19 protein-coding genes and 1 pseudogene are annotated in these 20,710 nt (G+C 74.9%); 7 read left to right on the top strand and 13 right to left on the bottom strand.

Annotated elements, in window-relative coordinates; all coding sequences use genetic code 11:
* Positions 1-45: 45 nt before the first annotated feature.
* From BD833_RS00315 to BD833_RS00300, 4 genes are all read right to left on the bottom strand, one after another.
* Positions 46-1,344 carry a hypothetical protein gene (locus BD833_RS00315; protein ID WP_166531139.1) on the bottom strand — a complete coding sequence of 433 codons (1,299 nt, stop codon included), beginning with the start codon at positions 1,342-1,344 and terminating at the stop codon, positions 46-48.
* A 222-nt stretch (positions 1,345-1,566) separates the two neighbouring features.
* Positions 1,567-2,733 carry an acyl-CoA dehydrogenase family protein gene (locus BD833_RS00310; protein ID WP_166531138.1) on the bottom strand — a complete coding sequence of 389 codons (1,167 nt, stop codon included), beginning with the start codon at positions 2,731-2,733 and terminating at the stop codon, positions 1,567-1,569.
* A gap of 7 nt (positions 2,734-2,740) precedes the next feature.
* Complete coding sequence (locus BD833_RS00305) at positions 2,741-3,916, bottom strand: acyl-CoA dehydrogenase family protein (protein WP_166531137.1); 1,176 nt, start codon at positions 3,914-3,916, stop codon at positions 2,741-2,743.
* Between the two features lie 174 nt (positions 3,917-4,090).
* Positions 4,091-5,725 (bottom strand): carboxylesterase/lipase family protein, encoded by a 1,635-nt coding sequence (locus tag BD833_RS00300; RefSeq protein WP_208092257.1) that lies wholly within the window; start codon positions 5,723-5,725, stop codon positions 4,091-4,093.
* Between the two features lie 179 nt (positions 5,726-5,904).
* Between BD833_RS00300 and BD833_RS00295 the strand changes: the two genes are divergently transcribed.
* On the top strand, positions 5,905-7,371 hold the full coding sequence (locus BD833_RS00295) for a mannitol dehydrogenase family protein (protein WP_208092256.1): 1,467 nt from the start codon (positions 5,905-5,907) through the stop codon (positions 7,369-7,371).
* 44 nt (positions 7,372-7,415) lie between these two features.
* On the opposite strand, the gene BD833_RS00290 is transcribed toward BD833_RS00295, so the two are convergent.
* Genes BD833_RS00290 through BD833_RS00280 form a run of 3 tightly spaced genes read right to left on the bottom strand, consistent with a single transcriptional unit; the run spans position 7,416 to position 9,698 of the window.
* Positions 7,416-7,652 (bottom strand): hypothetical protein, encoded by a 237-nt coding sequence (locus tag BD833_RS00290; protein WP_166531136.1) that lies wholly within the window; start codon positions 7,650-7,652, stop codon positions 7,416-7,418.
* Positions 7,653-7,700: 48 nt separating this feature from the next.
* Entirely contained in the window at positions 7,701-8,870 is a 1,170-nt protein-coding gene (locus BD833_RS00285; protein WP_166531135.1) for a 4-hydroxybenzoate 3-monooxygenase, read from the bottom strand.
* Between the two features lie 51 nt (positions 8,871-8,921).
* Positions 8,922-9,698, bottom strand: a complete 777-nt coding sequence (locus BD833_RS00280) for an IclR family transcriptional regulator (RefSeq protein ID WP_166531134.1) — start codon at positions 9,696-9,698, stop codon at positions 8,922-8,924.
* Positions 9,699-9,764: 66 nt separating this feature from the next.
* Between BD833_RS00280 and pcaH the strand changes: the two genes are divergently transcribed.
* The 5 genes from pcaH to pcaC are packed head-to-tail and all read left to right on the top strand — an operon-like array spanning position 9,765 to position 13,722.
* A complete protein-coding gene (gene pcaH, locus BD833_RS00275) occupies positions 9,765-10,511 on the top strand; it encodes a protocatechuate 3,4-dioxygenase subunit beta (RefSeq protein ID WP_166531133.1) in 747 nt (248 codons plus the stop codon).
* Positions 10,508-11,161 (top strand): protocatechuate 3,4-dioxygenase subunit alpha, encoded by a 654-nt coding sequence (pcaG, locus tag BD833_RS00270; RefSeq protein WP_208092255.1) that lies wholly within the window; start codon positions 10,508-10,510, stop codon positions 11,159-11,161. Before pcaH ends, pcaG begins: the two co-directional genes overlap by 4 nt.
* Positions 11,162-11,198: 37 nt before the next feature.
* Positions 11,199-12,521: a 3-carboxy-cis,cis-muconate cycloisomerase gene (gene pcaB / locus BD833_RS00265; protein WP_166531132.1), complete on the top strand. Its 1,323-nt coding sequence runs from the start codon at positions 11,199-11,201 to the stop codon at positions 12,519-12,521.
* Positions 12,518-13,321: a 3-oxoadipate enol-lactonase gene (gene pcaD, locus BD833_RS00260; protein WP_166531131.1), complete on the top strand. Its 804-nt coding sequence runs from the start codon at positions 12,518-12,520 to the stop codon at positions 13,319-13,321. Before pcaB ends, pcaD begins: the two co-directional genes overlap by 4 nt.
* Positions 13,318-13,722: a 4-carboxymuconolactone decarboxylase gene (pcaC, locus tag BD833_RS00255; RefSeq protein ID WP_166531130.1), complete on the top strand. Its 405-nt coding sequence runs from the start codon at positions 13,318-13,320 to the stop codon at positions 13,720-13,722. The genes pcaD and pcaC overlap by 4 nt, the downstream gene beginning before the upstream one ends.
* 5 nt (positions 13,723-13,727) lie before the next feature.
* On the opposite strand, the gene BD833_RS00250 is transcribed toward pcaC, so the two are convergent.
* The gene (locus tag BD833_RS00250) at positions 13,728-14,954 is read right to left on the bottom strand and encodes a cytochrome P450 (protein ID WP_208092254.1); all 1,227 of its coding nucleotides are present in this window, start codon (positions 14,952-14,954) and stop codon (positions 13,728-13,730) included.
* 35 nt (positions 14,955-14,989) lie between these two features.
* Positions 14,990-15,988 (bottom strand): annotated as a pseudogene (locus tag BD833_RS00245) (PDR/VanB family oxidoreductase); the annotation flags it as partial.
* A gap of 49 nt (positions 15,989-16,037) precedes the next feature.
* Here BD833_RS00245 and BD833_RS00240 point away from each other — a divergent pair.
* A complete protein-coding gene (locus tag BD833_RS00240) occupies positions 16,038-16,808 on the top strand; it encodes an IclR family transcriptional regulator (RefSeq protein ID WP_166531128.1) in 771 nt (256 codons plus the stop codon).
* On the opposite strand, the gene BD833_RS00235 is transcribed toward BD833_RS00240, so the two are convergent.
* From BD833_RS00235 to BD833_RS00220, 4 genes are read right to left on the bottom strand one after another with little or no spacing between them, the layout of a single operon-like run.
* A complete protein-coding gene (locus BD833_RS00235; protein WP_166531127.1) occupies positions 16,796-17,254 on the bottom strand; it encodes a MaoC family dehydratase in 459 nt (152 codons plus the stop codon). The two genes, BD833_RS00240 and BD833_RS00235, sit on opposite strands and share 13 nt — an antisense overlap.
* Positions 17,251-18,843: an acyl-CoA synthetase gene (locus BD833_RS00230; RefSeq protein ID WP_166531126.1), complete on the bottom strand. Its 1,593-nt coding sequence runs from the start codon at positions 18,841-18,843 to the stop codon at positions 17,251-17,253. The genes BD833_RS00235 and BD833_RS00230 overlap by 4 nt, the downstream gene beginning before the upstream one ends.
* Positions 18,840-19,724: an amidohydrolase family protein gene (locus BD833_RS00225; RefSeq protein WP_208092253.1), complete on the bottom strand. Its 885-nt coding sequence runs from the start codon at positions 19,722-19,724 to the stop codon at positions 18,840-18,842. The genes BD833_RS00230 and BD833_RS00225 overlap by 4 nt, the downstream gene beginning before the upstream one ends.
* A gap of 53 nt (positions 19,725-19,777) precedes the next feature.
* Positions 19,778-20,704, bottom strand: a complete 927-nt coding sequence (locus BD833_RS00220; protein WP_166531125.1) for an SDR family oxidoreductase — start codon at positions 20,702-20,704, stop codon at positions 19,778-19,780.
* Positions 20,705-20,710: the final 6 nt, after the last annotated feature.

The following is a 20,710-nucleotide window of genomic DNA, read 5'->3' as shown; positions in this document are numbered from 1 at the left end:
GGAAGGGCCCCGCGGCTCCCCGGCCGCGGGGCCCCTTCCAGCGGGTCAGCAGGGGCCGTCGGTGACGTCCTCGCCGGAGCCGTCGGCGGACACCGTGAGGCACACCGTCCCGCCTCCCGCGCTCACCTGCACGCGCTCGCCCACCGCGGTGACGGAGAGGTCAGGGGCGAGGCCCTCGTAGTAGGGGAGCACCTCCGGCAGGTACTGCACCGAGGGGAGGCCGCCGTCCTGGTCCGCGACGGACCAGAGGTCCGCGTCGACCCAGGTCGCGAGCGTGTGGGCGTCCACCTCCAGCGGCTCCCCGCCGGCCGGCGCCGCGGCGACGAGCGCCGCGAAGTCCAGCTCGACGGCGTCGTCGGGAGCGCTGATCCGGCGCTCCGGCAGGACGTCGGCCCGCAGCACCAGGGAGCCGGCGGGCTCCTCGAGGAACTGCGCCAGGTCCAGCTCGACCCGCCGCAGCTCCCCGTCGCGGAGCCAGAACGACACCTCGATCCGCCGGTCCGGCACCTCGCTCACCGGGGGCATGGAGTCGGCCATCACCTCGGCGTCCGTGCCGGCGAGCAGGCCGGGCAGCTCCTCCCGCAGCGACGCGTAGGCCGCGCGCAGGTCGATCTGGGCCACCACGTGGTCACCGATCTCGTCGCTCTCCCGCCGTTCGACGGAGGTGACGGCGTCCTCCAGCGCCCCGCCGAGCAGGTCCCGCAGCTCGTCGGAGGCCGGGGCCGGGCCGGTCGAGCCCACGGCGGCGTCCTGGCCGCCCGCCATCGCCTCGAGCTGCTCCAGGTACGCCTCGACGTCGAGGGAGACCCAGTCGCCGTCGAGGAACGCGGTCGCCGGCGCCTGCAGCTCCGGGGGAGCGGGCTCCGTGCCCTCGGCACCGGCCAGCTCGGCGCGGAAGGAGTCGATCCCCTCCTGCAGGTCGGGGAACTCCTCCACCAGGCCGTCGACGTCGGCCCGGGCGTAGACCATCTGCTCGACGACGCGGAGCTCACCCGCGGCGAGGTCGCCGATGCGGACGACGACGCTGCCGGCGTCGTCGGTCTCGCTCTCGCGGTCGGCCCCGAGGTCGTAGGAGAACTCCAGGGACGCCGACAGCAGCCGGCGCAGCTCGTCGTCGGTCATCCCGGCGCTGCTCGCGGTCGGGTCCGCGGCCGCGGCGAACGCGCGGACGTCCTCGACCGAGCTGGCGATGGACAGCTCCAGGCCGCCGGTGCGGCTCTCGGCGAACGCGCCGGCCGCGTCCCGCAGGGCGAGCTTCGGTTCGAGGGCCTCGGCGCCACAGGCAGCGGTGCCGGTCAGGAGCGCGACAGCGGCGCCCCCGGCCAGGAGTCGGGATGGGCGCACGGCTACCTCCAGGAGTACGTCCCCGGCTGGTCCCGGGGCGTCACGGACAGCGGCAGCCTGGATCCACCGTCGTCCCCGCGCCGCCAGGTCGCGACCGGTGTCGCGACGGCTGGGACGGCTGGGGCCGCTGGTGGGCCACCGTGACCGCAGCGTGCCGTAACGCCGACCGCGGCACCACCCCCCGGCTGGGTGGTGGTGCCGCGGTCGGCGGGAAGGCCCTGCTCAGCCGATGCCGCCGCCAGGGGCGTACGGCGCACCCATCGGGTCGACGGTCGCGCGGTCGGCCACGGTGCGGGCCAGCCGGGCGGCGGCGAAGTCGCCGTCGCCGAGCAGGTGGTCGATCGCGGTCAGCCGGCTGGTGTAGTGGCCGACGGAGTACTCCGCGGTCACGCCGATGCCGCCGTGCAGCTGGATCGCCTCCTCGCCGATGTGCCGGCCGGCGCGGCTGGTCTGCAGCCGGGCCCGGTCGGCGGCCGAGACGACGTCGCCGCCGGCGTCGACCACCATCGACGCCCACAGCGCGGCGCTGCGGGCCAGCTCCAGGGACACGTACATGTCCGCGGCGCGGAAGGTGAGCGCCTGGAACCGGTTCAGGGTGACCCCGAACTGCTTGCGGGTCTTGAGGTACTCCGCGGTGGTCCGCAGGGCGGTGTCCATCGCGCCGATCGCCTCGTGGCTGTAGGCGATCCGGGCCTCGGCCAGCGCCCGCTCGATGGCGGCCGTCCGGTCCTCGCCAGCACCCAGCGGGGTCGCCGGGGTGCCGTCGAAGCGCACGTTGGCCGCCCGGGTGCCGTCGTGGGTCCGGTACCCGGTGCGGGTCAGGCCCGCCGCGTCGCCCTGCACCACGAACAGCCCGGTGCCGCCGTCGGCCAGAGCCGCGGAGACCACCAGGACGTCGGCGCGGGCGCCCGTGGGCACCGGCTCCTTGACGCCGCTGAGCGTCCAGCCGTCGCCGGCCTGCGTGGCGGTGACCGCCGAGGCCGACGCGCTCCAGCGCGTGCCGATCTCCGCGTGCGCGAAGGCGGGCACGCATGCGCCCTCGGCGATGGCGGCGAGCAGCTCGCTCTTCTGCTCCTCGGTGCCCACGGCCGCGATCAGACCACCGGCGAGCACCACCGCCTCGATGAACGGCTCGGGGGCGATGACCCGGCCGATCTCCTCGGCGACGAGCGCCACCTCGATCGGCCCGGCGCCCATGCCGCCGTGCTCCTCGGCGAAGGGCAGGCCCAGCAGCCCCATCTCGGCCAGCCGCGCCCAGGTCTTCTCGTCGAAGCCCGGGTCGTTCGCGGCGACCTTGCGGCGCGTCTCGCTGTCGGGGTAGGCGCGCTCCAGCAGGCCGCGGACGGCCTCGCGGAGGTCGTTCTGCTCGCTGTCGAAGGTGAAGTCCACTGTCAGATCACAGCCCCAGGATCGTGCCGGCGATGATGGTCCGCTGAACCTCGTTCGAGCCTCCGTAGATGGAGACCTTCCGGTAGTTCAGGTAGTGCGGCGTCGCCACCCGCGCCCAGTCGGGCACGTCGGAGCCCTCGTCGGCGAACGAGGCCAGCGAGAGCGGGCCGGCGATGTCCACCAGCAGCTCGGTGGCGGCCTGCTGCAGCTCCGAGCCCTTGAGCTTGAGCACCGAGGACGCCGGGTGCGGCTTGCCGTCGGCGGAGTTGGCGACCACGCGCAGCGCGGTGAGCTCCAGGGCGACCAGCTCGTTCTCCACCTCGGCGATGCGCCGGGCCATGAACGGGTCCTCGAGCAGCGGGCGGCCGTCGACGGTGATCTCGCGGGCGTGGTCCTTCGCCTGCGAGAGCATCTTCTTCGTGGCGCCCACGCGGGCGATGCCGACGCGCTCGTTGCCCAGCAGGAACTTCGCGTAGTCCCAGCCGCGGTTCTCCTCGCCGATCAGGTTCTCGTCCGGCACGCGGACGTCCTCGAAGAACACCTCGTTGACCTCGAACCCGCCGTCGATGAGCTCGATCGGGCGGAGCGTGACGCCCGGGGTGTCCATCGGGAAGACCAGCATCGAGATGCCGCGCTGCTTCTTCTCCGCGGTCGGGTCGGTGCGGACCAGGCAGAAGATCCAGTCGGCGTGCTGACCCAGCGTCGTCCACGTCTTCTGGCCGTTGACGATCCAGTCGTCGCCGTCGCGCACGGCGGTGGTGCGCAGCGAGGCGAGGTCGGAGCCGGCGTCGGGCTCGGAGAAGCCCTGGCACCACCAGATGTCCAGGTTCGCCGTCTTGGCCAGGAAGCGCTCCTTCTGCTCCTGGTTGCCGAAGGCGGCGATGACCGGGCCGATCATGCTGGTGTTGAAGGCCAGTGGCTCGGGCACGCCGGCCAGCTGCATCTCCTCGCGCCAGATGTGGCGCTGCAGCGGGCTCCAGTCGCGGCCGCCCCACTCGACCGGCCAGTGGGGCACCGCCAGGCCGGCGGCGTTGAGCGCGCGCTGGGCCTCGACGTACTCCTCCTTCGACACGTGCCGGTGGGCCGCGACCTTGTCGCGGATCTCCTGCGGCACCTGGGTGGTGAAGAAGGTCCGCATCTCCTCCCGGAAGGCTTCGAGCTCCGGGGACAGCTGCAACCGCATCGGTCCTCATTCCTGACGGCGGCACTCGTCGTCGCGCGCGCCGTCTCGACGTGTGCCTCGGACGATCCCACATCTCCTACCGGCCAGTAGATCCGGCACCCCGGGGGAGGGGACCGGCATCCCGGCTCCCCGGACGGCGGTGGCCGCCGGGGAGCCGGGAACCGGCGCGGCCGCCTAGGCCAGCGTGGCCCAGAACTCGCAGTTCGCCTCGGCCGCGACGTCGACCGGGCCGATCCCGCCGTCGGAGGCGATGTCCAGACCCTGCACGTCCTTCGGGGCCCGGTACCGGATCCACGTCGGGACGTCCCGGCCGTTGGGGTTGCCGTGGGCCGCGAAGTTGGTCCAGTAGCGCACCATCGCCGTGGACAGCTGCTCCTGCTCGGCGGTCAGCCCGTCCCCGAACAGCCCCGGGAACAGGTAGGGCAGCTCGGCGGCGTGCTGGGCGTCCTCCGGGTAGCCCGGGTAGGGGAAGTCCAGCAGCGGGTCGGCCGTCTCGTCGCGGAACTGGTAGGCGAAGACCGGCGCGGGCACCGGCGGCCGGGCCAGCGTCTCGTAGGCGTCGACGTGCTCGCAGGTGGACAGCGCGCTGCCGGCGTCGCTGTTGACCTCGGCCAGGGCGCGCAGCGGCGAGGCGTAGCCGCCGGCCGGGTAGCGGGCGAGCACCTCGTCGGCGTCGTCGCCGAAGATCCCGGCGAGGACCGACGCGTAGTCGGCCTCGGTGAAGCCGTCGGCGGCGAGCGTGGCGACGGTCGGGTTCAGCGGCGTGAACAGGGTGTTCTCGTCGCTGAGGTTGCCGTGCATGACCGGCACCTTGGCGTGGTCGCCGGCCGCGATGGCCGCGGCCGGCTGCACCGGCAGCGCCGAGCCGCCGACGACGAAGGCCCCACCGGGCCAGGCGGCGAGCAGCTCCTCCACGGAGGTCTCCCGCAGGCAGGCCGCGACGTCGGCCGCGGAGGCGCACCCGACGGTCTCGGCGACCGCGGCGCCCTTCGCCTCGGCCGTCGCCAGGTCGTCGTAGGGCGCGGTGCAGCTGTAGCTCTGCGCGATGGCCCGGTCGAACAGGCCCCGCGCCGACGGGGAGGTGAGCTGCGCGCACACCGCCGAGCCGCCGGCCGACTCGCCGAAGACGGTCACCCGGCCGGGGTTGCCGCCGAAGGCGCGGATGTTGCGCTGCACCCAGCGCAGCGCGGCCTGCTGGTCCAGCAGCCCGGCGCTGCCGGAGGCGACGGCGCCGTTCTCCCGCGAGAGGTCCTCCTGGGCCAGGAAGCCCAGCGGGCCGAGCCGGTAGTTGATCGTCACCACCACGACGTCGCCCTCGAGCGCGAGCTTGCTGGCGTCGTACCGGTCGCCGCTGCCCGTCCGCCACGAGCCGCCGTGGATCCACACCATGACCGGCAGGTTCTTCCGCGCGGTGTCCAGCCCGGCCGGGGTCGTGACGTTGAGGTAGAGGCAGTCCTCGTCGACCGACGCGGTGGGGTTGGTGGCGCTCGGGTCCTGCGGGCAGGCGCTGCCCGGGGAGGTCGCGTCCAGGACGCCGGACCAGGGCTCCACCGGCGCCGGCGGGGCGAACCGGAGGTCGCCCACCGGCGGGGCGGCGAACGGGATGCCCTGGAACAGGCGGTAGCCGTCGGGCGCGGTGCCCTCGACGGCGCCCTCGGCGGTCTGCACGACCAGCGGGGCGGGATCACGGGGACCGGGCGGCGCGGCGCCGGCGGGGGCGGCGGTGCCCAGGGCACCGGCGGTCAGGACGGCGCCCAGCCCGAGGGCGAGCAGTGACCTTCGGGCGGGACGTGGGGGCGTGGTGCGCACGTGACCTCCAGGGGGTGCCGGTCGAGCCCGGGAGTGAGCTGGACCACAGCACCTGGGACACTAGACATCTTTGTTGCACGCCGTGTGGCGGGGGTTCCGCCGCCGGCTCCGGTGCGCCGCACGCCGGGCCGCGGGCGGCGCGCCGTTACCGGAGCCGGCCCGAGGGTTATGGGGGAGCGGTGGCCGTCCCGCTGAACGATCGCAGCCTCGCCGTGCTGGACGCCCCGGTGTCCGTGCCGTCCTACGACCGCCGCGCGGTGCGCACGGGGATCGTGCACCTGGGTGTCGGTGGCTTCCACCGCTCGCACCAGGCGCGCTACCTCGACCGGCTCATGGAGCAGGGGCAGGCCCTGGACTGGGGCATCTGCGGCGTCGGCGTCCTCCCGGCGGACCGGCGCATGGCCGAGGTGATGGCGGCGCAGGACTGCCTCTGGACGCTGGTGGTGCGGCACCCGGACGGCCGCGAGGAGCCCCGGGTGGTCGGCTCGATGGTCGAGTACCTCTTCGCCCCGGACGACCCGGGCGCGGTGGTGGAGAAGATGGCCGCGCCGGGGACGCGGATCGTGACCCTCACCGTCACCGAAGGCGGCTACAACGCCTCCGCCGTCACCGGCGAGTTCGACGGCACCGACGCCGGGGTCGTCCACGACCTGCAGCCGGGCGCCGCGCTCCGGACCTCCTTCGGGCTGGTCGTCGAGGCGCTGGTGCGCCGGCGCGACCGGGGCCTGCCGCCGTTCACCGTCGTCTCCTGCGACAACATCCCGGGCAACGGCCGGCTCGCGCGGGCCAGCTTCGCCGCCTTCGCGGGGCTGCGCGACGCGGAGCTGGGGGAGTGGGTCCGCCGGGAGGTGCCCTTCCCCGACTCGATGGTGGACCGGATCACCCCCGTCACCACCGACGCCGACCGCGCGGCGCTCGCCGGGCGGTTCGGGGTCGAGGACCGCTGGCCGGTGGTGTGCGAGCCGTGGGGCCAGTGGGTGCAGGAGGACTCCTTCGCCTGCGGGCGCCCGCCGCTGGAGGACGTCGGCGTCCAGCTCGTCGCCGACGTCGCCCCCTACGAGCTGATGAAGCTGCGGCTGCTCAACGCCGGGCACCAGGTGCTCGCCCAGACCGGCCGGCCGGCGGGCCTGCGGTACGTCCACGAGGCCAGCGCCGACCCGCTGTTCCGCGGGCTGCTGGAGGGCTACCTGGAGGAGGAGGCGACGCCCACGCTGCGCCCGGTCCCCGGCATCGACCTGGCCGGGTACCGGCGGGCGCTGCTGGAGCGGTTCGCCAGCCCGGCGATCGCCGACACCCTCGACCGCATCCGCGCGGAGGCCTCCGACCGGATCCCGCAGTTCCTGCTGCCGGTGCTCCGGGACAACCTGCGCACCGGCGGGGAGATCCGCCGTTGCGTCCTCGTCCTGGCGGCCTGGGCGCACGCGGCGGAGGGCACCGACGACGACGGCGGCCCGTTGGAGCTCACCGACTCACGGGCCGACCGGCTGGCGGCGGCGGCCCGGGACGCCGACCCGCTGGCGTTCGCCGCCGACCGCGAGCTGTTCGGCGACCTGGTTGACGACCCGCGGTTCGCCGCGGAGTTCCGCGCGGCCCGGGCCTCGCTCCGGGAGCGGGGCGTGCGGGCGACGGTCGCCGACCTGGGCTGACCGCGCACCGGCGGCGGGCGGCCGGGACGCCGGCCGGGTGGGGTTCAGGCCCCCGGCACCGGCATCGTGGTGATCCGCTCGAGGGTTTCCAGCCATGCCGCGCGCACCGGCGGCGGCCGGTCGCCGACGAGGTCCAGCAGCCCGGTCCCGAGGGGGCTGGGCCCGGCGACCACGGCCTCGAAGCCCAGGCGGGTCACCAGTCGCCGGATCTCCTCCATCGGCAGCCCGGCGTCGAGCAGGGGCTGCCAGGGTGTCTCCTGTCGCGGCGCGAGGGGTTCCACACCGGTCGTTCGCCGCCGGCGCCCCGATCGGATGCACCCGGCCCGGGCTCAGCCCTCGATCGGCAGGCCGGTGTAGTTCTCGGCGAGCTCGCGGGCCGCGGCCTCCGACGAGCACACCCGGCGCAGCTGGGAGAGCTGGAGCTCGGCGTCGAAGTCGTCGCCGGTGGTGTGCAGCATCGAGGTCATCCACCAGGAGAAGTGCGTGCACCGCCAGACCCGGCGCAGCGCGGTGTCGGAGTAGGCGTCGACCAGGTCGGTCCGGCCCTCCCGCAGCAGGCGGGTCAGCGCGGTGGCCAGCAGGGTCACGTCGGCGACGGCGAGGTTCAGCCCCTTGGCGCCGGTGGGCGGCACGATGTGCGCGGCGTCGCCGGCGAGGAACAGCCGGCCGCGGCGCATCGGCGCGCTGACGAACGAGCGCATGGGCAGGATCGACTTCTCGGTGACCGGCCCGGTGCTGACCGTCCAGCCGTCGATGTCCAGGCGGCGGGAGAGGCCGTCCCAGATGCGGTCGTCGGACCAGTTGTCGATCGAGTCCGCCGGGTCCACCTGCAGGTACAGCCGGGAGACCGACGGCGAGCGCATCGAGTACAGGGCGAAGCCCTCGGGGTGCCAGGCGTAGATCAGCTCGTCGGTGGCCGGTGCCGCGTCGGCCAGGATGCCCAGCCAGGCGTAGGGGTAGGTGCGTTCCCACAGCCGGCCGCCGGCTTCGGTCACCACCGGGCGGGAGACGCCGTGGAAGCCGTCGGTGCCGGCGATGACGTCGCACTCGAGCACCTGCGGCGTGCCGTCGGCGTCGGTGAACCGGATCCGCGGCGCGTCGCCGTCGACGTCCTCCGGCCGGACGTCGGAGACCTCGAACAGCAGCGGCGGGCCGCCGGCGAGCTGGGCGGCGACGAGGTCCTTGACCACCTCGGTCTGCCCGTACACCCACACCGTGCGGCCGCACAGCTCCGGGAAGTCGAGGGTGTGCCGGGTGCCGGGGTGCTGCAGGTGGATGCCCCGGTGCTCCAGGCCCTCGCGGCGCAGCCGGTCGCCCAGGCCGGCGTCGGTGAGCGTGTCGACGGTGTGCTGCTCGAGGATGCCGGCGCGGATGCGCGCCTCGACGTACTCCCGGGACCGGTTCTCCAGGACCACCGAGTCGATGCCGCGCAGCGCGAGCAGCCGGGACAGGAGCAGGCCGGCGGGGCCGGCCCCGATGATGCCTACCTGGGTGCGCACGCCGACGAGTGTGGCCTCGCCGGCCGCGGCGGCGGTACCCCGAGCTCCCGCTCAGTGGAACTCCGGTGACCTCGCCAGCTCCCGGCCGATGCCGCGGGCCGCCATCTCGAGGGCCGGCACCAGCCGGGCGAGGTCGCGCCGGTGCGGTGGCACCACGATGCCCAGCGCGGCCACGGCGAGCGCGCCGCCGGGCCGCTCCACCTGCACGGGGACGGCGATCGAGGCGGCTCCGGGGGACATCTCCTCGACGGTGCGCGCGTATCCGCGCCGGCGGATCTCGGCCAGCTCCCGGGTGAGCCGGGCCGGGTCCACGACGGTGTGCCGGGTGACCGGCCGCAGGTCGCGGAGCACCGCCTCGACGACGTCGGCGGGCGCGGCGGCCAGCAGCACCTTGCCGACGCCGGTGGCGTGCAGCGGCAGCCGGGTGCCCACCTGGCTGACGATCGGCACCGACTCCCGCCCGGAGACCCGCTCGACGTAGAGCGCCGAGCGGCCCTCGCGGACGGCCAGGTGCACGGTGTCGCGGATGGTGGTGTGCAGGTCGAGGAGGAACGGCGCGGCCACCTGCCGCAGCCCCAGCTGGACCGAGGCCAGCAGCCCGAGGTCCCACAGCTTGCGGCCGATCTCGTACCGGCCGTCGGCCCGGCGGGCGAGCGCCCCCCACTCGGTGAGCTCGCCGAGCAGCCGGTGCGCGGTGGTCAGCGGGGTGCCGGTGCGTTCGGCGATGTCCGACAGCGACAGCCGGGGTGCGTCGCTGCCGAAGGCGTCGAGGATGCCCAGGGCCCGGGACGTGACCGACCGCCCCGGCGTCGCGCTCCGACCAGCCATCCGCGTGCTCCCGTCCAGTGGAAGTGTGGGGTTGGGAGCCTAGCCCGCCGGTCGTACCGTCCCGGCATGACCGGGACCACATCGTCCGGCGGCCTGCGGCTGCCGCGGTACGTGCGCGAGTCCGACGCGACGCGCACCCCCCTCGCCTTCCCCGGGTACCGGAGCACGGGGCTGCGCGCCCCCCTCCGGACGCCGGTCGACCTGCCGCACCGGCTGACCGAGATCACCGGCCCCGTGCTGGGGGAGGACCGCGTCCTGCCCCGCGACTCCGACCTGACCTGGCGCAGCGACGGCGAGGCCCAGGGCCAGCGGATCCTGGTGTACGGCCGGGTGCTCGACAGCGACGGCCGCCCGGTGCCGCACGCGCTGCTGGAGGTGTGGCAGGCCAACGCGGGCGGCCGCTACCGGCACGTGGTGGACAACTGGCCGGCGCCGCTGGACCCGCACTTCGACGGGCTCGGCCGGGTGATGACCGACAGCCTCGGCCGTTACGAGTTCCTCACCATCAAGCCCGGCGCGTACCCGTGGGGCAACCACCACAACGCGTGGCGCCCGGCGCACATCCACTTCAGCCTCTTCGGGCGGGCCTTCACCCAGCGGCTGGTCACCCAGATGTACTTCCCGGACGACCCGCTGTTCGGCCAGGACCCGATCTTCAACGCCATCCCGGCCGCCGCCCGGCACCGGGCGATCAGCCGGTACTCCCTCGAGCGCACCCAGGACAACTGGGCGCTGGCGTTCGAGTGGGACATCGTGCTGCGCGGTGCCGACCAGACGCCGTTCGAGACCGACGACGACGGAGATGTGGCGTGACCGCGAACCCGCTGGAGGTCCCCCCGAACCCGGCCGACCCGTTCCAGCCCCGCTCGGGGCAGCGCGGGACCGGTTTCCTGACCGACCCCTTCCAGCTCGGGCTCACGCCGAGCGCCACCGTCGGCCCGTACCTGGCCATCGGGCTGACCTGGGAGGACGGCGAGCTGGCCGCCGACGAGGGCACCCCGGGCGCCTTCTGGATCCGCGGCCGGGTGTTCGACGGCGCCGGGGAGGTCGTCCCCGACGCGATGATCGAGACCTGGCAGGCCGATCCGGACGGCGGCCTGGCCTCGCCCGAGGACCCGCGCGGCGCGGCCACCTACCCGGGCTTCCGCGGCTACGCCCGCGCGCAGACGCTCTCCGGCGAGTACGCCGTGCACACGCTCAAGCCGGGCCGGCTGCCCGACGGCGCGGGCGGCCTGCAGGCGCCGCACATCGACGTCTCGGTCTTCGCCCGCGGCCTGCTGGACCGGGTGGTCACCCGGATCTACTTCGCCGACGAGGAGGCGGCCAACGCCGAGGACGCCGTCCTCCGCGCGCTGCCGTCGGACGAGGACCGCCGCACCCTGATCGCCACCCCGAGCGAGGACGGCTACCGCTTCGACGTCCGGCTGCAGGGCGACGGGGAGACGGTGTTCTTCGCCGTATGAGCCGGTGCGCGGCCGGCCGGTCCGGTAGGAACGTCCCGTGACCGGCCTCTTCGACGGGACCTTCGCCCGCGGCGGCGCGGCGGCGGCCGTGTCCGACGCCGCCTGGATCGACGCGCTGCTCGACGTCGAGGCGGCCCTCGCGCGGGCGGCGGCGCGGCTGGGCCTGGTGCCCACCACCGCCGCCGACGCGGTCACCCGCGCCTGCGCCGAGCCGGCCGGGCTGGACCTGGCCACGGTGGTCGCGCACGCCGCCGACGCCGGCAACCCGGTGCCGCCGCTGGTCCGGGTGCTCCGCTCGGCGGTGGGGGCGCGGGACGCGGTGGCGGTGCACGTCGGGGCGACCAGCCAGGACGTGCTGGACACGGCGCTGGTGCTCCTGGCGCGCCGGGCCGGTGCGGCCATCGACCGCGACCTCGCCCTGGCCGCCGCGGCGGCGGCGGGGCTGGCCGGTGCGCACCGGGACGACGTCGTCATGGGCCGCACGCTCATGCAGCAGGCGTTGCCCACCACCTTCGGGCTCAAGGCCGCCGGCTGGCTCAGCGGCCTCGACGGCGCCCGCGCCCGCCTGCGCGCCGTGGACGCGGGGCTGCCGGTCCAGTTCGGCGGCGCGGTGGGCACCCTCGCCGGGCTGGACGGATCGGGCACCGCGCTGCGGGCGGCCCTGGCCGCCGAGCTGGGGCTCACGACCCCGCCGGTCGCCTGGCACACCGGGCGGCTGCCGGTCGCGGACCTCGCGGGTGCGCTCGGTGCCGCGGCGGGGGTCGTGGCGTCGGTGGCGCTGGACGTCGTGCTGCTGGCGCAGAGCGAGGTGGCGGAGGTCGCCGAGGTCAGCGAGCAGCGCGGCGGATCGTCGGCGATGCCGCACAAGAACAACCCCGTGGCGGCGATCTCGGCCCGCGCCTGCGCCCGCCGGGCGCCCGGCCTGGTGGCCACCCTGCTCGGGGCGATGGAGCAGGAGCACGAGCGGGCCGCGGGTGCCTGGCACAGCGAGTGGCCGACGCTCACCGCGCTGCTGGCCACCGTCGGGTCGGGGGCGGCGTGGCTCGCCGAGAGCCTGGCGTCGCTGCGCCCGGACTCCGCGCGGATGGCGGCGACGGTCTCGGCCGCCGAGGCCCCGGTGCTCGCCGCGGCGGCCACCGACCTGCTCGCCCAGCGGCTCGGCCGCGGGGCCGCCCACGAGCTCGTCGCGGAGGCCGTGCGCACGGCGTCGGCGACCGGCCGCCCGCTCGCCGACCTGCTCGCCGAGGGGGCGGGTCTCGACCCCGCCCAGCTGCGCACCGGCCCGGACGTCGGGGAGGCCGGGGCGCAGGTGGACGCGGTCCTGGCCGAGCACCGGGCACTGACCGAAGGAGAGGCATGACCGCCGTCGAGGTCGCGTACACCGAGGACGGGCCGGCCGGCGCGCCGGTCGTCGTCCTGTCCAACTCCCTGGGCGCGACGCGGGGGATGTGGGACCCGCAGGTCCCCGCCCTGGCCGAGCGCTACCGGGTGGTCACCTACGACACCCGCGGGCACGGGGAGTCGCCGGCGCCCGCCGGCCCCTACACCCTCGACGACCTCGTCGACGACGTGCTGGCGCTGCTGGACCGGCTCGGCGTGCGGCAGGCGCACGTCGCCGGGCTGTCGCTGGGCGGGATGACCGCGATGCGCCTGGCCGCCCGGGAACCCGAGCGGGTGCGGTCCCTCGCCGTCCTGTGCAGCTCCGCGAAGGCGGACCCGCAGGGCTTCCTGGACCGGGCGGCCGCCGCTCGCGCCGGCGGCACCGCCCAGTTCGCTCCGACGGTGGTGCAGCGCTGGCTGACACCGGGCCACGCCGCGGAGCACCCCGACCTGGTGGCCCGGCTGGCGGCCATGATCGAGGGCGCCGACGACGAGGGCTACGCCGCCTGCTGCGAGGTCGTGGCCGGGATGGACCTGCGCGCGGACCTCGGCCGGATCGCCGCCCCGACCCTCGTCGTCTCCGGTGCCGACGATCCGGCCCTCCCGCCGGACCACCAGCGGCTGATCGCCGACGGCATCCCCGGCGCCGACCTGCTGACGCTGAGCCCGGCGGCGCACCTGGCCAACCTCGAGCGCACGCTCGAGACCACCGGCGCGCTGCTCGGCCACCTGGACGCGGCAGGACCCGGCCGTGGTGGCACGGCTGAAGGAGCCCGATGAGCGAGCTGCCCGACACCGACGACGCCCGCCGCGAGGCGGGCATGCGTACCCGCCGCGAGGTGCTCGGCGACGCGTGGGTGGACCGCGCCGTCGCCGGCACCACCCCGTTCACCGCCGGCTTCCAGGACTTCATCACGCGCACCGCGTGGGGCGACGTGTGGCAGCGGCCGGGGCTGTCGCGCCGCGACCGGAGCCTGCTCACCCTGGCCGTCACCATCGCGCTGCGGCACTGGGAGGAGTTCGCCCTGCACGTGCGGGCGGCGGTGAACAACGGCCTCACCGACGACGAGATCGGCGAGGTCATCCAGCACGCGGCGGTCTACGCCGGGGTGCCGGCGGCCAACCACGCGTTCAAGGTGGCCGGCCCGATCCTCGAGGAGCTCCGCGGCACCCCCACCTGAGCCGCTCAGTCGAGGGTCACCCGTACCGGGATGCTCTCCCACGCCCGCAGCGTGTTGTTGTGGTGGCGCTTCGTCGGCCCGTCGAGCTCGATGGTGCGCACCCGGCGGGCCAGCGCCGTCACCAGGGTTGCGGCCTCCAGCCGGGCGACGTGCTGGCCGACGCACTGGTGGATGCCCATGCCGAACCCGACGTGCCCGGACGGGTCGCGCGACAGGTCGAAGGCGTCCGGGTCGGGCCAGCGCCGCGGATCGCGGTTGGCCGCGGCCAGGAACATGAGGATCTTGTGCCCCTCGGGGATCACGACGTCCCCCACGCGGACGTCGGTCGTCGCCGTCCGGAAGAAGGTCTGCACCGGCGACTCCCAGCGCACCGCCTCGTCGAACGCCACCCGGGCCAGCGCCGGGTCCTGCCGGAGCCGCTGCCACTGGGCGGGGTTGGTCGCGAAGGCGTAGAGGACGGCGGAGATGCCGTGCACCGTCGTGTCGACGCCGGCCGTGAGCAGCGACCGGACGGCGAGCGGCGCCTGCTCCGGCGTGATGTCGCCGCGGTCCGAGGCGGCCCAGATGTCCGCGCCGAAACCGACCGGCGCCAGCACCTCCCGCCGGCACTGCTCGGTCACCCAGGCCGAGAGCTCCGCCACTCGCGGCGCCCCCTTGGCCACCAGGTCGTTGTCGGGCCCGAACGCGTTGAAGGCGTGGTCGCCGTAGGGCAGCAGGTTCTCCCGCCCCGCCTGGGGGATGCCGACGGCGTCGGGGAAGACGCGCAGCGGGAAGGTGGCGGCCAGGGACGCGACGGCGTCGAACGTGGTCCCGCGGGCGAGCACCTCGTCGACGAGCGACCCGGCGTCGGCTGCCCAGCCGTCCTGGAGCCGGCGCAGCGCCCGCGGGCCGAGCACCTTCTGCAGCACGCGACGGGGCGCGTCGTGCCGTGGCGGGTCGGCCTCGAGCACGATGCTCGGCGGCCGCCAGGGCTTCTCGTAGCGGAAGTTCGACAGCCCCACCCCGGCGGCCGACTGGAACCCCTGCCAGTCGACCAGTGCCGCGTGCACCTCGTCGTAGCGGGCCATCGCGTGCACGTCGTAGCGGCTCAGGTGGACCACCGGTCCGGCCTCGCGCAGTGCGGCGTGCATGGGCAGCGGGTCCTCGAGCACCTCGTGGCTGAACGGGTCGATGTCGCTGGTCGGGATGTCGCTGGTCGGGACGGCGCTGGTGGGCCGGGCGGTGGTGGTCACGGGATCCTCCGGGGTGCCGGGACGGGCGGGGCGGGTCAGAGGTCGAGGACGAGCCGCGGGTCGCGGGAGCGGGAGACGCACACGTACATGCAGTCGTTCGCGGCCCGCTCGTCGTCGTCCAGCAGGGAGTCCCGGTGGTCGGGGCGACCGGCCAGGACGCCGGTCTCGCAGGTGCCGCAGACGCCGCCGCGGCAGGAGGACAGCACCTCCACGCCGGCTCCGGCCAGCGCGTCCAGGACCGTCGTCCCCGGGGAGACGGTCACCGTGGTCCCGCTGCGGGCGAGCTCGACCTGGAACGCGCCGTCCCGGGTGGGGGCGCCGAGCTCCGCGCCGACGAAGCGCTCGGTGCGCAGGGCGTGCGGGGGCCAGCCCGCGCAGGCCCGCTCCACCGCGGCGAGCAGGGGAGCCGGGCCGCAGGCGTAGACGCGGACCCCGGTGCGCGGCTCGCCGAGGAAGCCCGCGAGGTCGAGCAGCCCGTGCTCGTCCTCCGGGCGGGCGAGCACCCGGTCGCCGTAGCCGGCCAGCTCGTCGAGGAAGGCCATGGAGGCCCGCCGCCGGCCGCCGTAGAGCAGCCGCCAGTCGGCGCCCAGGAGCTCCGCCTGGTGCACCATCGGCAGGATCGGGGTGATCCCGATCCCGCCGGCGACGAAGAGGTACCGCTCCGACGGCACGAGCGGGAAGTTGTTGCGGGGGCCGCCGACCCCGACCAGGTCGCCCACCGCCAGCTCGTCGTGGACGAACGCGGAGCCGCCCCGCCCGGACGGTTCGCGGAGCACGCCCACCCGGTAGGTGGTGGGGTCCCAGCGGTCGCCGCAGAGCGAGTACTGCCGGGTGAGGCCGTTGGGGAGCAGCAGGTCGACGTGCGAGCCGGGCGTCCAGTCGCGCAGCCGGCCCCCCGTCGGCGAGGCCAGGTCGAGGGTCAGCACGCCGTCGGCCCGCCGCTGCTTGCCGGTGACGCGCAGCGTGGCGACGTCGGCGGCGGTCACTGCGGGCGCCGGTGCGGTCATGCGGCCAGGGTGCACCGCCACACTGTGACCTGGGGAACACCTTCTCAATGGATGAGAGGTGCGGGACACTGCGGTCGTGCCCAGAGCCGCGACCGGTGAGTCCTCGCTGGCCCGCGCCGTCCGGGTGCTCGAGGCGTTCACGCCGGAGGAGCCGGAGCCGACCGTCTCCGAGCTCGCCCGCCGGTCGGGGCTGCACGTGGCGACGGCGTCCCGGATCGTCGGCCAGCTCACCGCGCACGGGCTGCTCGGCCGCGGCGAGGACCGCCGGGTGCGGATCGGCGTGCGGATGTGGGAGCTGGCCTCGCGGGCCTCGCCGACGCGGTCGCTCCGGGATGCGGCGATGCCCTATCTGGAGGACCTGCACGCGGTCGTCGGCCACCACGTGCAGCTCGCCGTCCTGCAGGGGGAGGAGGTGCTGTTCCTCGAGCGGCTGAGCGCGCGGGACGCCGTGGTCAACTACTCCAGGGTCGCCGGCCGGCTCCCGCTGCACATCTCCTCGTCCGGCGTGGTCCTCCTCGCCTACGGGCCGCCGGAGCTGGGCGACCGGGTCCTGGCCCGGCCGATGGAGCGGCGCACCCCGGCGACGATCACCACCCCCGAGCGGATGCGGGCGGTCCTGGAGCAGGTGCGCCGCCAGGGGTACGCGCTGCTGGCCGGGCACGTCCACGAGAACGCCACGGGCATCGCCGTGCCGGTGCGGAACGGCCTCGGGGACGTCGTCGCGGCGCTGTCGGTGATCGTCCCGAACGACGAGCGGGCGGCCGCCGCGGTCCCGGCCCTGCTGGCCGCGGCCCGGGGCGTCAGCCGCTCGCTGCCGCCCCGGGGACCGGCGGATCAGCCGGCGTAGATCCGGAAGACCGGCTCCGCGATGCACACCGGCTTGGCGGCGCCGTCGGCCTCGATGACCGCCGCGACGGTGATCTGCAGCCCGCCGGCGACCTCCTCGACGTCCTTCAGCGTCGCGGTCAGCCGGATCTTCGAGCCGACCGGCACGGGGGAGGGGAAGCGGACCTTGTTCAGGCCGTAGTTCACCGCCATCGGGGAGTCGGTGACGGTGAGGACCTCCGACCACAGGGGGATGAGCAGGGACAGCGTCAGGTAGCCGTGCCCGATCGGCCCGCCGAAGGGGCTCTCGGCCTTCGCCCGCCCGACGTCGACGTGGATCCACTGGTGGTCGCCGGTGGCGTCGGCGAAGGTGTCGACGCGCTCCTGCGTCACCTCGATCCAGGAGCTCTGGCCGAGCTCCTGCCCCTTGAGCTGTGGCAGTTCGGCCAGCGTGGTGGTGGTGGTCATGGGGTGGTCTCCTCGGTCGGGGCGTGATCGGTCGGGGCGTTGTCGGGCGGGGCGTTGTCGGTCGGGGCGTAGGAGGTGCGCAGGTCGGGCTTGCGCACCTTGCCGGTGGCGGTCTTCGGGAGCTCGTCGGCGAACTCCACGTACTTGGGCACCTTGAACCCCGCGAGCCGCCGGCGCAGCTCCGCGCGCAGCTGCTCGGGGTCGGGGTCGCTGCCCGGCGCCGGGACGACGACGGCCAGCCCGACCTCGCCCCAGGTCGGGTCGGGCACGCCGATGACGGCCACCTCGGCGACCTCGGGCAGTTCGAGCATCGTGGACTCGACCTCGGCCGGGTACACGTTCTCGCCGCCGGAGATGATCATGTCCTTGTAGCGGTCGCGGATGTAGAGGTAGCCGTCCTCGTCGGTGGAGCCGGCGTCGCCGGAGTGGTACCAGCCGTCGACGATCGCGGCCTCGGTCGCCTCCGGGGCGTTCCAGTAGCCGGCCATGATGTTCGGCCCGGAGACCACGACCTCGCCGATCTCGTGCGGGTCGCACTCGGTGCCGTCGGGCCGCACCACCCGGACGTCGACGAAGAACTGCGCCTTGCCGGCCGAGCCGACCTTGGCGACCGCGTCGGCGCTGTCCAGGGCGGTGCCGGCCGGGGCCGACTCCGTCATCCCGTAGGCCTGCTGGACGGTGATCCCGCGGTCCAGCCAGGTGCGAAGCAGAGGGAGGGGGAGCGGTGCCCCGGCGGCGCCGATGGTGCGCAGCGCGGAGAGGTCGACGGTGCCGAAGTCCGGCTGCCGGCTGAGCGCGTCGAGCATGGTCGGGACGGCGAAGAACGATGTCACCCGCTGCTCGGCGATGACCCGCAGCGTCGCCGGCGGGTCGAAGCCGCGGACGAGCACCACGCACCCGCCGCGCAGCAGGGTCGGGTTCAGCGTGCCGTTCAGGCCGCCGATGTGGAACAGCGGCGCCAGCCCGAGGGTGCGCTCGTCGGGGGTGAAGTCGAAGCCCAGCACCTGGTTGATGCACGACCACGTCATGTTCCCGTGGGTCAGCACCGCGCCCTTCGGCCGGCCGGTGGTGCCCGACGTGTACATGATCAGGCAGTTGTCCTCGAGGGTGACCGGCTCGTCGCGCAGCACCGGCTCGGCGTCGGCCAGCAGACGCTGCCAGTCCAGCGAGCCGGCGCCGCCGGCCGTCGGGGCCTCCACGGCGACCCACTCCCGGACCCCTGGCAGCTCGGGCCGCAGCGTGTCCGCCGTCGTCCCGTGCTCCCGGCCGTGCACCACGAGGCTCGCGCCGGAGTGCTCGAGGACGTACCGCACCTCCGGTGCGGTGAACCGGGCGTTCACCGGCACCCACACCGCCCCGAGCTGACCGCAGGCGTAGAGGCTCTCCAGCGCCGCGGGGTGGTTGGCGCCCAGCCACGCCACCCGGTCGCCGTGCCCGACCCCGAGAGCGGCCAGCGCCGCGGCCGCCCGCCGGACCCGGTGCGCGAACTCGCCGTGGGTGGTGGTGGTCCCCTCGAACCAGAGCGCGGGCTTGTGCGGGGAGATGCGCAGCCGGCGTTCCGGCCAGGAGCCCAGGCCCGCGTTCCTCACCGCAGCTTCAGCGCCCGCACGGCGTTCTCCTTCATGATCAGCGGCTTGACCTCGTCCCGGATCTCCAGCTGCTCGAAGTCGCGGATCCACCGCTCGGGCCGGATCAGCGGGTAGTCCGACCCGAAGAGCACCTTGTGCTTGAGCAGGGTGTTGGCGGCGCGGACCAGCTGCGGGGGGAAGTACTTCGGGGACCAGCCCGACAGGTCGATGAAGACGTTCGCCTTGTGCTGGGCCACCGCGATGGCCGAGTCCTGCCAGGGCACCGACGGGTGGGCCATGATCATCGTCAGGCCCGGGAAGTCGGCGGCGACGTCGTCCAGGAGCATCGGGTCGGAGTAGCGCAGCTTGATCCCGCGCCCGCCGGGCAGCCCGGAGCCGATGCCCGTCTGGCCGGTGTGGAACAGCGCCGGGACGCCGAGGTCCTGCAGCTCGTCGTACAGCGGGTACACCGACCGGTCGTTGGGCAGGAAGTCCTGGAAGCTGGGGTGGAACTTGAACCCCCGGACGCCGTGCTCGGTGACCAGGCGCCGGGCCGCCCGGATGCCGGCCTTGCCGCGGGCGGGGTCGATGGAGCCGAACGGGATGAGCACGTCGGGATAGCGCGCCGCGATGTCGGCGATCTCCTCGTTGGACAGCGTCATCTGCCCGGTGGCCGCCTCCGCGTCGACGGTGAAGATCACCGCGGCCATCTTCTTCTCGCGGTAGTCGGCGGCGATGTCGTCGACGGTCGGGTCGTAGGGGTCGCCCTTGAAGTACTTCGCCGCCGCGGCGTTCAGCTCGTCGTCCAGGGCGAGGTGGCCGTGCGCGTCGGCGTGCACGTGGACGTGCACGTCGATCGCGACCAGGGCGTCGAGGTCCAGCTGCCCCGTCACTCCGTCCATGGCTCGGCTCGGGTCTCGCTCCGCTCCTCGGTCGCTGGCGCTCCCTGCGATGCTCACTCGCCTGCCGCCTTCGCACTGGGGGGCTCCGGGAACTGCTGGCCGACCTTCTGCTGCGCGCCGGCGAACTTCTCCGCCCACACGCCCGAGATGGCGTCGGCCGACCAGCCGCTGCCGTCGGCGAACTCGACGACGACCTCGCCGGGGTGGCTCCACAGCGCCAGCCGGTCCCCGCCGATGCCGATGGCCTGGCCGCTGATGCCGGCGGCGGCGTCGGAGGCGAGGAAGGCGACGAGGCCGGCGGCGTCCTGCGGCGAGCCGAGGCTGAGCTCCCGGCGGGCGAAGCCGGCCAGCGGCCCACCGGTCTCCAGCGCCTCGATGTAGGGCTGCAGGAAGGGCGCCGTCTCGGTCATGGCGGTGACGGCGACCGGCACGATCGCGTTCACGGTGATCTGCGCGCGGGCCAGCTCCATGGCCCAGGTGCGGACCATGCCCACGATGCCGGCCTTGGCGGCGGCGTAGTTGGTCTGGCCGAAGTTCCCGACCTGCCCGGTGGGGGAGCCGACGCAGATGACCCGGCCGCCCTCGCCCTGCTCGCGCATCCGGATCGCGGCGGCGCGGGTGCAGGTGAAGGTGCCGCGCAGGTGGGTGCCGATGACCGCGTCGAACTGCTCGTCGGTCATCTTCCACAGCGTGGTGTCGCGCAGGATGCCGGCGTTGTTCACCAGGACGTCGAGCCGGCCGAACTCGCCGACCGCGCGGTCGACCAGGGCCTGGGCGGCCTCGGACGTGCCGACGGGGACGACCTCGGCGACGGCGGAGCCGCCCGCGTCGGTGATCGTGCTCACCGCGGCCTCGGCGACCGCTGCGTCGACGTCGTTGACGACGACGGTGGCGCCCGCGCGGGCGAGCTCGGTGGCGTAGGCGAGGCCGAGGCCCCGACCGCTGCCGGTGACGATGGCCACCTTGCCGGAGAGATCCACTGCGGT

The organism is Blastococcus xanthinilyticus (assembly GCF_008124835.1).
GTDB classification, from domain to species: Bacteria; Actinomycetota; Actinomycetes; order Mycobacteriales; family Geodermatophilaceae; genus Blastococcus; species Blastococcus xanthinilyticus.
Note: the sequence above shows the minus strand (reverse complement) of the source record. Positions and strands in the feature narration are given on the sequence as shown.

Bases quoted from the DNA above. Each gene is read 5' to 3' on its own strand.
- BD833_RS00305 (WP_166531137.1), bottom strand. From the start codon at position 3,916: ATGCGGTTGCAGCTGTCCCCGGAGCTCGAAGCCTTCCGGGAGGAGATG.
- BD833_RS00280 (WP_166531134.1), bottom strand. From the start codon at position 9,698: ATGGCTGGTCGGAGCGCGACGCCGGGGCGGTCGGTCACGTCCCGGGCC.
- pcaH (WP_166531133.1), top strand. From the start codon at position 9,765: ATGACCGGGACCACATCGTCCGGCGGCCTGCGGCTGCCGCGGTACGTG.
- pcaD (WP_166531131.1), top strand. From the start codon at position 12,518: ATGACCGCCGTCGAGGTCGCGTACACCGAGGACGGGCCGGCCGGCGCG.
- pcaC (WP_166531130.1), top strand. From the start codon at position 13,318: ATGAGCGAGCTGCCCGACACCGACGACGCCCGCCGCGAGGCGGGCATG.
- BD833_RS00235 (WP_166531127.1), bottom strand. From the start codon at position 17,254: ATGACCACCACCACCACGCTGGCCGAACTGCCACAGCTCAAGGGGCAG.
- BD833_RS00225 (WP_208092253.1), bottom strand. From the start codon at position 19,724: ATGGACGGAGTGACGGGGCAGCTGGACCTCGACGCCCTGGTCGCGATC.